This is a genomic window from Streptomyces sp. WAC05292, from assembly GCF_003949955.1.
Lineage (GTDB): Bacteria > Actinomycetota > Actinomycetes > Streptomycetales > Streptomycetaceae > Streptomyces > Streptomyces globosus.
Genome location: NZ_RPSE01000230.1, coordinates 1 through 9,839 on the forward strand (window position 1 = coordinate 1; position 9,839 = coordinate 9,839).

The window sequence follows — 9,839 nt, forward strand, 5'->3', positions numbered from 1 at the left end:
GCGGCGGGGAGCAGAGCCCGGCGAGGTCCTTGGCGCGGACGGCCCGGGTGATCCAGGCCCGGTCGAGGACGCGCCGCTCGTCGGCTTCGGCGACGAGGTCCTCGGACTGGTTGTAGTCGCCGTCGGCGGCCTGGACGGCCCACAGGTGGACGGCGACGCCGTGCTCCTTGGCGGACATCAGCCCGGGCAGCAGGTCGCCGTCGCCGGTGACGAGGACGATGTCGGAGCAGGCCCGGTTGCGGGCGAGCTCGGTGAGCTCGGCGTGCATGGCGGCGTCGACGCCCTTCTGGGCCCAGCGGCCGTCGCTGCGGGTCAGGGCGCCGAGGCGGACGGTGACGCGGGGCATGACGCGCAGCCGCCGGTGCTCGGGCTGCGGCACCCGGTCGGGTGCGCCGTCGAACCAGTAGATGCGCAGCAGGGGCTGCCGGGTGTCGGCTTCGGCACGCTCGCGCAGGGCCTGGATGAGGGCGGCGTGGTCGACGGTGATGCGGGAGCGGGAGGGCTCGCCCGCGAGAAGGCTGGCGGCGGCGCCCAGCAGATAGCCGGCGTCCACCAGGACGACGCAGCGGTCCACGCGTTCCACCTCTTCCGTGGGGGTCCTCGGGTTTCCTCGGGTTTCCCCGAGTCTGCCCGACGGCACGGGGCTTGACGGCCGGAACTCGATCATCGGCGTGGCGGATCCGGAGCGTCTGTCCGGTTGTGCGGTGAAAGATCCAAAATGCGCGGTCTGTGGCGCTGTGTGAGTGTGAATGCGGTCCTGGCCCCTAGACCCTCACGGAGGTTCCACCATGGCCAAGAACAAGAACCAGAAGACCCCCGCCAAGCAGCCGTCGCGATCGTCCGGTCCGGAGGCCTCGCGCGGCACGGCGGATTCGCCGGCCGAGGCGCACTCCTCGGCGCCGAGTCCGATGGACATGGCGCGCAAGGGCAAGCAGAGGCGCTTCGGCCACAACTGACGCCGCGCTGCGACGCGTACGCGCGAAGGGCGCGCCCGGTACCTCCGGGCGCGCCCTTCGCGGCGCTGCGGCCCCGCGGGGCTATCCGGCGAGGCAGGACGGTCCGAGGAGGACCTTCAGGTCGCCGAAGAGGGCGGGGTCGGGCTGGACCCGGTGCCGGTCCAGGCGCAGGACGGTGGTGCTGCGGGGCCCCTGGAGCTTGATCCGCACCTCGGTGTTGCCCTTGTGGTGCCGGAGGATCTCGCCCAGCCGGGTGACCATCGGAGGGGTGACCTTGACGGTGGGGATGGTGAGGACGACGGGGGCGTTGGTCCCGGCGGAGGACAGGTCGGGGACCATCAGCTCCATGGCGACGAGCCGGGGGACGTCCTCGCGCTTGTCGAGGCGGCCCTTGACGAAGACGACGGCGTCCTCGACGAGCTGGGTGGAGACCAGCTGGTAGGTGGCGGGGAAGAACATGCACTCGATGGAGCCGGCCAGGTCCTCGACGGTGGCGATGGCCCAGGCGTTGCCCTGCTTGGTCATCTTGCGCTGGAGGCCGGAGATGATGCCGCCGATGGTGACGACGGCGCCGTCGGAGTGCTCGCCGCCGGTGAGCTGGGAGATGCCGGCGTCCGTCTTGTCGGACAGGACGTGCTCCAGGCCGAAGAGCGGGTGGTCGGAGACGTAGAGGCCGAGCATCTCGCGCTCCTGGGCGAGCAGGTAGGACTTCTCCCACTCGACGTCGGAGAACTCGACGTCGAGGCCGAAGCCGGGCTGGCCGCTGTCCTCCTCGCCCATGCCGCCGAAGAGGTCGAACTGGCCCTCGGCCTCCTTGCGCTTGACCGCCACCACGTTGTCGATCATGGGTTCGTGCTGGGCGACGAGGCCCTTGCGGGTGTGGCCCATCTCGTCGAAGGCGCCGGCCTTGATCAGCGACTCGACGGTGCGCTTGTTGCAGACGACGGCCTCGACCTTGTCGAGGAAGTCGGGGAAGGAGGAGAACTTCCCCTTCGACTTGCGGGTCTTGATGATCGAGTCGACGACGTTCTGGCCGACGTTGCGGACGGCGGTGAGGCCGAAGAGGATCACGTCGTCGCCCTGGGCGGCGAAGTTCGACTCGGACTCGTTCACGTTCGGCGGGAGCACCTTGATGCCCATGCGGCGGCACTCGTTCAGGTAGACGGCCGACTTGTCCTTGTCGTCCTTGACGGAGGTGAGCAGGCCCGCCATGTACTCGGCGGGGTGGTTGGCCTTGAGGTAGGCGGTCCAGTAGGAGACGAGGCCGTACGCGGCGGAGTGGGCCTTGTTGAAGGCGTAGCCGGCGAAGGGGACCAGGACGTCCCAGAGGGCCTGGATGGCCTCGTCGCTGTAGCCGTTCTTCCGGGCGCCGGCCTGGAAGATCGTGAAGTTCTTGGCCAGCTCCTCGGGCTTCTTCTTGCCCATGACGCGGCGCAGGATGTCGGCCTCGCCGAGCGAGTAGCCGGCGATGATCTGCGCGGCCTTCTGCACCTGCTCCTGGTAGACGATCAGGCCGTAGGTGACCGCGAGCACCTCTTCGAGCGGCTTCTCCAGCTCGGGGTGGATCGGGGTGATCTCCTGCTGGCCGTTCTTGCGCAGGGCGTAGTTGGTGTGCGAGTTCATGCCCATCGGGCCCGGGCGGTAGAGCGCGGACACGGCGGAGATGTCTTCGAAGTTGTCGGGCTTCATCAGGCGCAGCAGCGAGCGCATGGGGCCGCCGTCGAACTGGAAGACGCCGAGGGTGTCGCCGCGCTGGAGGAGCTCGAAGGTCTTGGGGTCGTCGAGCGGGAGGGCCAGGAGGTCGATGTCGATCCCCTTGTTGGCCTTCACCATCTTGACGGCGTCGTCCATGATCGTGAGGTTGCGCAGGCCGAGGAAGTCCATCTTCAGCAGGCCGAGCGCCTCGCAGCTCGGGTAGTCCCACTGGGTGATGGTGACGCCGTCCGTGTGCCGCACCCAGACGGGCACGTGGTCGGTGATCTTCTCGCTGGACATGATCACGCCGGCGGCGTGCACGCCCATCTGGCGGACCAGGCCCTCGACGCCGCGGGCGGTGTCGATGACCTTCTTCACGTCCGGCTCGTTCTCGTACATCGCGCGGACCTCGCCGGCCTCGGAGTACCGGGGGTGGGCGGGGTCGGTGATGCCGGAGAGCGGGATGCCCTTGCCGAGGACGTCGGCGGGCATGGCCTTGGTGATCCGGTCGCCCATGGCGTAGGGGTAGCCGAGGACGCGCGCGGAGTCCTTGATCGCGTTCTTGGCCTTGATGGTGCCGTAGGTGCCGATCATGGCGACCTTGTCCTGGCCGTACTTCTCGGTGACGTACCTGATCACCTCGACGCGCCTGCGCTCGTCGAAGTCGATGTCGACGTCGGGCATGGAGATGCGCTCGGGGTTGAGGAACCGCTCGAAGATCAGGCCGTGCGGGATGGGGTCGAGGTCGGTGATGCCGAGCGCGTAGGCGACGATCGAGCCGGCCGCGGAGCCGCGGCCGGGGCCGACCGCGATGCCCTGGTTCTTGGCCCACATGATGAAGTCGGCGACCACGAGGAAGTAGCCGGGGAAGCCCATCGAGATGATCGTGTCCATCTCGTACTCGACCTGCTTCATGCGGTCCTCGGGGATGCCGCCGGGGAAGCGGCGGTGCATCCCGCGCATGGTCTCCTCGCGGAACCAGGTGACCTCGGTGTAGCCCTCCGGGATGTCGAACTTGGGCATGAGGTTCCGGAACTGGAACATGCCCTCGGTGTCGACCTGCTCGGCGACCAGCAGCGTGTTGGCGCAGCCCTCCTGCCAGGCGTCCGAGGAGTCGATGGCGTACATCTCGTCGGTGGACTTCAGGTAGTAGCCCGTGCCGTCGAACTTGAAGCGGTCGGGGTCGGAGAGGTTCTTGCCGGTCTGGATGCAGAGCAGGGCGTCGTGGGCGCCGGCCTCGTGCGCGTACGTGTAGTGGGAGTCGTTCGTGACCAGCGGCGGGATGCCGAGCTTCCTGCCGATCTCCAGCAGCCCGTCGCGGACCCGGCGCTCGATCTCGATGCCGTGGTCCATCAGCTCCAGGAAGTAGCGGCCCTCCCCGAAGATGTCCTTGTAGTCGGACGCGGCCTTGAGCGCCTCGTCGAACTGGCCGAGCCGGAGCCGGGTCTGCACCTCGCCCGAGGGGCAGCCGGTGGAGGCGATCAGGCCCTCGGACCACTGGGAGATGGTCTCCTTGTCCATGCGGGGCCACTTGGTCAGCCAGCCCTCGGCGTAGGCGTCGGAGGAGAGGCGGAAGAGGTTGTGCAGGCCGGTGCTGTTCGCCGCCCAGATCGTCTTGTGCGTGTAGCCGCCGGAGCCGGAGACGTCGTCCCGCTTCTGGTGGGGCTGGCCCCACGTGATGCGGCGCTTGTTGCGCCGGGACTCGGGGGCGACGTACGCCTCGATGCCGATGATCGGGGTGATCCCGGCCTTCTGCGCGGAGTGGAAGAAGTCGTAGGCGCCGTGCAGGTTGCCGTGGTCGGACATGGCGATGTGCGTCATGCCCATTTCATTGCAGGCGTTGAACATGTCCTTGAGCCGCGCGGCACCGTCCAGCAGCGAGTACTGGGTGTGGACGTGCAGGTGCGTGAACGGCGTCTTGGCCACGGCGCTGTACTCCTGGGGGCTGGGGCTCGGGACAGGGGGCAGCTTCGAATCCTACGTCGCGCGGGGCGCGCATCCGGGGCGGCGGGCGGTACGGTCGGGCGTTGCAGAACCAGGGGCTCCGCTCGCGCGTCCACCCGGTCGGAACCCGTACCAGCCCGTGCACCAGGAGGAACCCGCCATGGCGGTCCCCGAGACGACGAACGAACAGCGCGCCGAGCAGATACTCGACGTCTTCGGCACCGCCTTCGGCGAGCTCCTCGCCGCGGACCCGGCGGCCTTCCAGGTCAAGTTCCGCAAGATGGCCGCCTCCGCCTTCGCCTTCTACCGCGGCACGGCCTGCCTCTTCTACGCCGACCTGGAGCACGAGTGGGCCGGCCGGGCCGGCGGGGGCCGGCGCCCCTACCTCGACGACCGGACGGGCCGCGTCTGGATCCACGGCGACCTCCACGCCGAGAACTTCGGCACGTACATGGACGCGGGCGGCCGCCTGGTCTTCAACGTCAACGACTTCGACGAGGCCTACGTCGGCCCCTTCACCTGGGACCTGAAGCGGTTCGCGGCCTCCGTCGCCCTGATCGGCTACACCAAGGCGCTCAGCGACACCCAGATCAGCGACCTGGTCCGGGTGTACGCGGCCGCCTACCGTGAGCGGATCGGCGTCCTGGCCGCCGGCCCCTCCGACGGCGAGGCGCCCTCCTTCACCCTGGACACCTCGCGGGGCCCGCTGCTGGCGGCCCTGCGCGCGGCCCGCTCCCGGACCCGCTTCGGCCTGCTGGAGTCGATGACGGAGATCCGCGACCACGAGCGGCGCTTCGCTCCCGGCGGCGGCACCGTCGAGCTGGACGCGGCGACCCGGTACAAGGTGCTGTCCGCGTTCGACGCCTACCTGGAGACCCTGCCCGACGAATCGCTGGTGCGCCCGGACTCCTACCGCGTCAAGGACGTCGTGGGCCGGCGGGGCGTGGGCATCGGCTCGGCGGGCCTGCCCTCCTACAACATCCTGCTGGAGGGGCACAGCGACGCCCTGGAGAACGACGTCGTGATCTACCTCAAGCAGGCGCAGACGCCGGCCGTCTCGCGGCACGTCACGGACCGGGCGGTCCGGGACTTCTTCCGGCACGAGGGCCACCGCACGGTGATCTCCCAGCGGGCCCTCCAGGCGCACGCGGACCCGTGGCTGGGCTGGACCGAGCTGGACGGGGCCGGGCAGCTGGTGGCCGAGGTCTCGCCGTACGCGGTGGACCTGGACTGGTCCGACCTGGACGACCCGGAGGAGATCACGGCCGTCGTCGCCGACCTGGGCCGGGCGACGGCGACCATGCACGCCGCGGCGGACGAGGCCGGCAGCGGCCACACCCTGGTGCCGTTCTCCACCGAGCGGGCCATCGACAGCGCGATCGCCGCCGACGAGGAGGGCTTCCCGGAGCTGCTCGTGGACTTCGCGCACGCCTACGGGGCCCGGGCCCGCGCCGACCACCAGATCTTCGTCGACCTCTTCCGCAACGGCCGGATCCGGCCGTAGGTCTCCCCCGGCGCGAAGCCCGGGGCACGGTTTCACAGGGAGTCGTGGCAGACTCGCCGCGATGGAGATGTCAGGGGCAGGACCGAGGGCGCTGCGCGTCGCGCTGTTCAGCGCGCTCGTCGTGCTGCTGTCGGCCGGCTCGCACGTCCTGATGTCCCGGGTGCCGCTGCCGCCGGTCCTCGCGGCCGGGGCCTTCGCGGCCGTCTTCGTGATCGCCTGGCCGCTGGCGGGCCGCGAGCGGGGCCTCGGCCCGATCGCCGCCCTGCTCGTCCCGCTGGAGCTGGCCGCCGACACCGTCTTCACCGCCGGCCAGCACGTCTGCTACGGGCCCGCCGGCGGTCCCGTGTCCGGCCCGCTGCGCGCGCTCGGCCTGCACGAGCTGTGCGGCGGCGAGCCGCTCGGCGGACCGCTGGCCGAGGTCACCGAGGCCGCCGGCGACCCGGCAGCGCTGCTGGCCTCGCCCGAGCCGTGGACCCCGTGGCTGCTGCTCGGCGCGCACATCTCGGTCGGCCTGCTGGCCGCGGTCTGGCTGCGGCACGGCGAGCGGGCCCTGGCGCAGCTGCTGCGGGCGGCGGCCGCCTCGGCGTTCCGGCCGCTGCTGCTGGCCGCGGCCTCCGCGGCGGTGCGGGCCGGCCGCCCCGGGCGCGGGCCGCGCCCCGACCGGGCGGGCCGCGGCGCCCGAACCCGCTTCCCCGTCCACTCCGTGGGGCTCAGGGGGCCTCCCGTACGCGGCGCGCTCGCGCGCGCCTGACCCCGTACGGCACGACCCCTTTCCCCATCGGCACCACACCCCACGGAGAACACCATGAGCGCACGCAACAGCCAGGCGAACAAGGCGGCGGCCCGCGAGCGGCTGCGCGCCGAGCGCGAGAAGCAGGCGAAGAAGGCGAAGGTCCGCCGCCAGGCGACGGTCGCGGGCGCGGTCGTCGCCGCCCTCGCGCTGGCCGGCGGGATCGGCTGGATGGTCGTCCAGGCCAACCAGCCCGACGAGTGGGAGAAGGCGGCGACGGCGGCGCTGACCGCCCCGAAGAACACCTCGGGCGAGAACGGCACGACCGTCGTCCTCGGCAAGGCCGACGCGAAGAAGACGCTGGAGCTGTACGAGGACGCCCGCTGCCCGGTCTGCTCGCAGTTCGAGCAGGGCGTCGGCCCGCAGATAAAGAAGGACCTGGACGCCGGCAAGTACAAGCTGCAGTTCGTCGGCGCGACCTTCCTGGACAAGGGCCTGGGCGGCAGCGGTTCGAAGAACGCGCTGAGCGCGCTCGGCGCCGCACTGAACGTCGGCCCGGAGGCGTTCCTGGAGTACAAGACCGCCCTGTACGCCAAGGAGAACCACCCGGAGGAGCGGGACGACAAGTTCAGCGACGACGCCTACCTGCTGAAGATCGCCGACCAGGTCCCGGCGCTCAAGGGGAACGCCGAGTTCAAGAAGGCCGTCGAGGAGGGCACCTACAACCGCTGGGCGGTCGAGCTGTCCAAGGAGTTCGACAAGGCCGGCGTGAAGGGCACCCCCGCGCTGAAGATGGACGGCAAGGAGATCGGCCTGAAGATGACGGCGGAGGAGTTCACGGCCGCCGTGGACAAGGCCCTCGCCGGCTGAGCCCCGGCGTGCCCGCCGCGGCGGGCACGCCCACCCCTCCCTCCCAACGGGCGGGCGGACTCCTGGAGTTCGCCCGCCCGTTGCCGTCCGAGGTGTGTACTCACGATGATACCCGTCAGTAATATGATGATCCGTGACCAGTCATCTCACCTCCCACGCCGCGGCGGCGACTCCCCGCCGCCGTACGGTCGTCAAGGCGGCGGCGGCCACGGCCGCGCTCACGCCGCTCGCGGCGGCCCTGGGCGCCGCGCCCGCCGCGGCCGCATCCGCCGGCCCCGCCTTCCTCCACGGCGTCGCCTCCGGCGACCCCCTCCCCGACGGCGTCCTGCTGTGGACCCGCGTCACCCCCGTCCCCGAGGCGGTGCCCGGCTCCGGCCTCGGCCCGGCCCTCCCGGTGGCCTGGGAGGTCGCCGAGGACAGGGCGTTCTCCCGCGTCGTGGCGAGCGGCACCGTCACCGCGACGGCCGCCGCCGACCACACCGTCAAGGCCGACGTCCGCGGACTCGCGCCGCAGACCGCCTACTTCTACCGGTTCACCGCCGGCTCCGCGGTCTCCGCGGTCGGGCGCACCCTCACGGCGCCCCGCCACGACGCCCGTACGGACGGGGTCCGCTTCGGCGTGGTCTCCTGCGCCAACTGGGAGTCCGGGTACTTCTCGGCCTACCGCCACCTGGCCGCCCGCGCCGACCTGCACGCGGTCCTGCACCTGGGCGACTACGTCTACGAGTACGCGAGCGGCGGCTACCCCGAGGCCAAGTACACCGTCCGCCCCCACGAGCCGCGGCACGAGATCACCACGCTCGCCGACTACCGGGTCCGGCACGGCCGGTACAAGACGGACGCCGACCTCCAGGCCCTGCACGCGGCACACCCGGTCGTCGCGATCTGGGACGACCACGAGATCGCCAACGACGCCTGGTCGGGCGGCGCGGAGAACCACACGCCGGGTACCGAGGGGGACTGGGCTGCCCGCGCGGCCGCCGCCAAGCAGGCCTACTTCGAGTGGATGCCGGTGCGGCCCTCCACCGCGGGCACCGTCTACCGCCGCCTGCGCTTCGGCTCCCTCGCCGACCTGCACCTGCTCGACCTGCGCAGCTTCCGCTCCCAGCAGGCCAAGGTGGGCAGCGGCGCGGTGGACGACCCCGAGCGCACCATCACGGGGCGGGCGCAGCTGGACTGGCTGAAGGCGGGGCTGGCGGGTTCGGACGCCGCCTGGAAGCTCGTCGGGACCTCGGTCATGATCTCGCCGCTGGCGTTCGGCTCGCTGCCCGCGCACCTGCTGGCGCCGCTGGCGAAGCTCCTCGGCCTGCCGGAGGGCGGCATCGCGATCAGCACGGACCAGTGGGACGGCTACACCGACGACCGCAAGGAGCTGCTGGCGCACCTGCGGGACCGGAACATCCGGAACACGGTGTTCCTGACGGGTGACATCCACATGGCCTTCGCCAACGACGTCCCGGTGAACATGGCGACCTACCCGGGCTCGGGGACGGCCGCCACGGAGTTCGTCGTCACCTCGGTGACGTCGGACAACATCGACGACATGCTGCACGTGCCGGCGCACACGGCCTCCCTGGCGGCGGAGGCCGCCATCAAGGCGGCGAACTGGCACGTGAAGTGGCTCGACATGGACTCGCACGGGTACGGAGTGCTGGACGTGACGGCCGAGCGGTCGCAGATGGACTACTACGTCGTGTCCGACAAGCGCCGGCAGGACGCGGGGGCGTCCTGGACCCGTTCGTACCGGACCCTGAGCGGCACGCAGAAGGTGGAGCGGACGTGGAGCCCGGTCCGTTGATCGTTTACTGACAGACCGTCAATTTTACGGCATGCGGGGGGTGCTTGGTTCAGACCAGGCACCCCTCACGCCTCACAAGCAACAAATCTTTTACACACAGGTCTTGTCACAGGCATGACATGGACACATAAGCTTCGCGCCAGCGTGAGGAAATCCCTCACCCCCCACCACGCTCGCGAGGAGTACACGTGCGCGCCTCTGCCCGCATATCCCCCAAGCTCCGCCGCCGCCTGCTGGTTCCGGCCGCCCTGGCCGGAACCAGCAGGCGGCGGCGGAGCTTGGGGGATATGCGGGCAGAGGCGCGCACGTGTACTCCTCGCGAGCGTGGTGGGGGGTGAGGGA

The 9,839-nt window shown here is 70.8% G+C and carries 7 protein-coding genes; 5 read left to right on the forward strand and 2 right to left on the reverse strand.

What is annotated here, in order from left to right; genetic code table 11:
- On the reverse strand, positions 1-583 hold a 583-nt coding region (locus tag EF903_RS21630), incomplete at its 3' end, for an NYN domain-containing protein (RefSeq protein ID WP_148142551.1).
- Between the two features lie 205 nt (positions 584-788).
- Between EF903_RS21630 and EF903_RS34215 the strand changes: the two genes are divergently transcribed.
- On the forward strand, positions 789-956 hold the full coding sequence (locus tag EF903_RS34215) for a hypothetical protein (RefSeq protein WP_185902757.1): 168 nt from the start codon (positions 789-791) through the stop codon (positions 954-956).
- 81 nt (positions 957-1,037) lie between these two features.
- On the opposite strand, the gene dnaE is transcribed toward EF903_RS34215, so the two are convergent.
- The gene (dnaE, locus tag EF903_RS21635) at positions 1,038-4,577 is read right to left on the reverse strand and encodes a DNA polymerase III subunit alpha (protein WP_125545636.1); all 3,540 of its coding nucleotides are present in this window, start codon (positions 4,575-4,577) and stop codon (positions 1,038-1,040) included.
- A gap of 178 nt (positions 4,578-4,755) precedes the next feature.
- On the opposite strand from dnaE, the gene EF903_RS21640 reads away from it, so the two are divergent.
- The 4 genes from EF903_RS21640 (at position 4,756) to EF903_RS21655 (ending at position 9,497) form a co-directional block, all read left to right on the forward strand.
- A complete protein-coding gene (locus EF903_RS21640; protein WP_125545638.1) occupies positions 4,756-6,099 on the forward strand; it encodes a DUF2252 domain-containing protein in 1,344 nt (447 codons plus the stop codon).
- Between the two features lie 61 nt (positions 6,100-6,160).
- A complete protein-coding gene (locus EF903_RS21645) occupies positions 6,161-6,850 on the forward strand; it encodes a hypothetical protein (RefSeq protein ID WP_125545640.1) in 690 nt (229 codons plus the stop codon).
- A gap of 54 nt (positions 6,851-6,904) precedes the next feature.
- The gene (locus tag EF903_RS21650; protein WP_125545642.1) at positions 6,905-7,699 is read left to right on the forward strand and encodes a thioredoxin domain-containing protein; all 795 of its coding nucleotides are present in this window, start codon (positions 6,905-6,907) and stop codon (positions 7,697-7,699) included.
- 133 nt (positions 7,700-7,832) lie between these two features.
- Positions 7,833-9,497, forward strand: coding sequence for an alkaline phosphatase (locus tag EF903_RS21655; protein ID WP_125545644.1), 1,665 nt, complete (start codon positions 7,833-7,835; stop codon positions 9,495-9,497).
- Positions 9,498-9,839 lie beyond the last annotated feature (342 nt).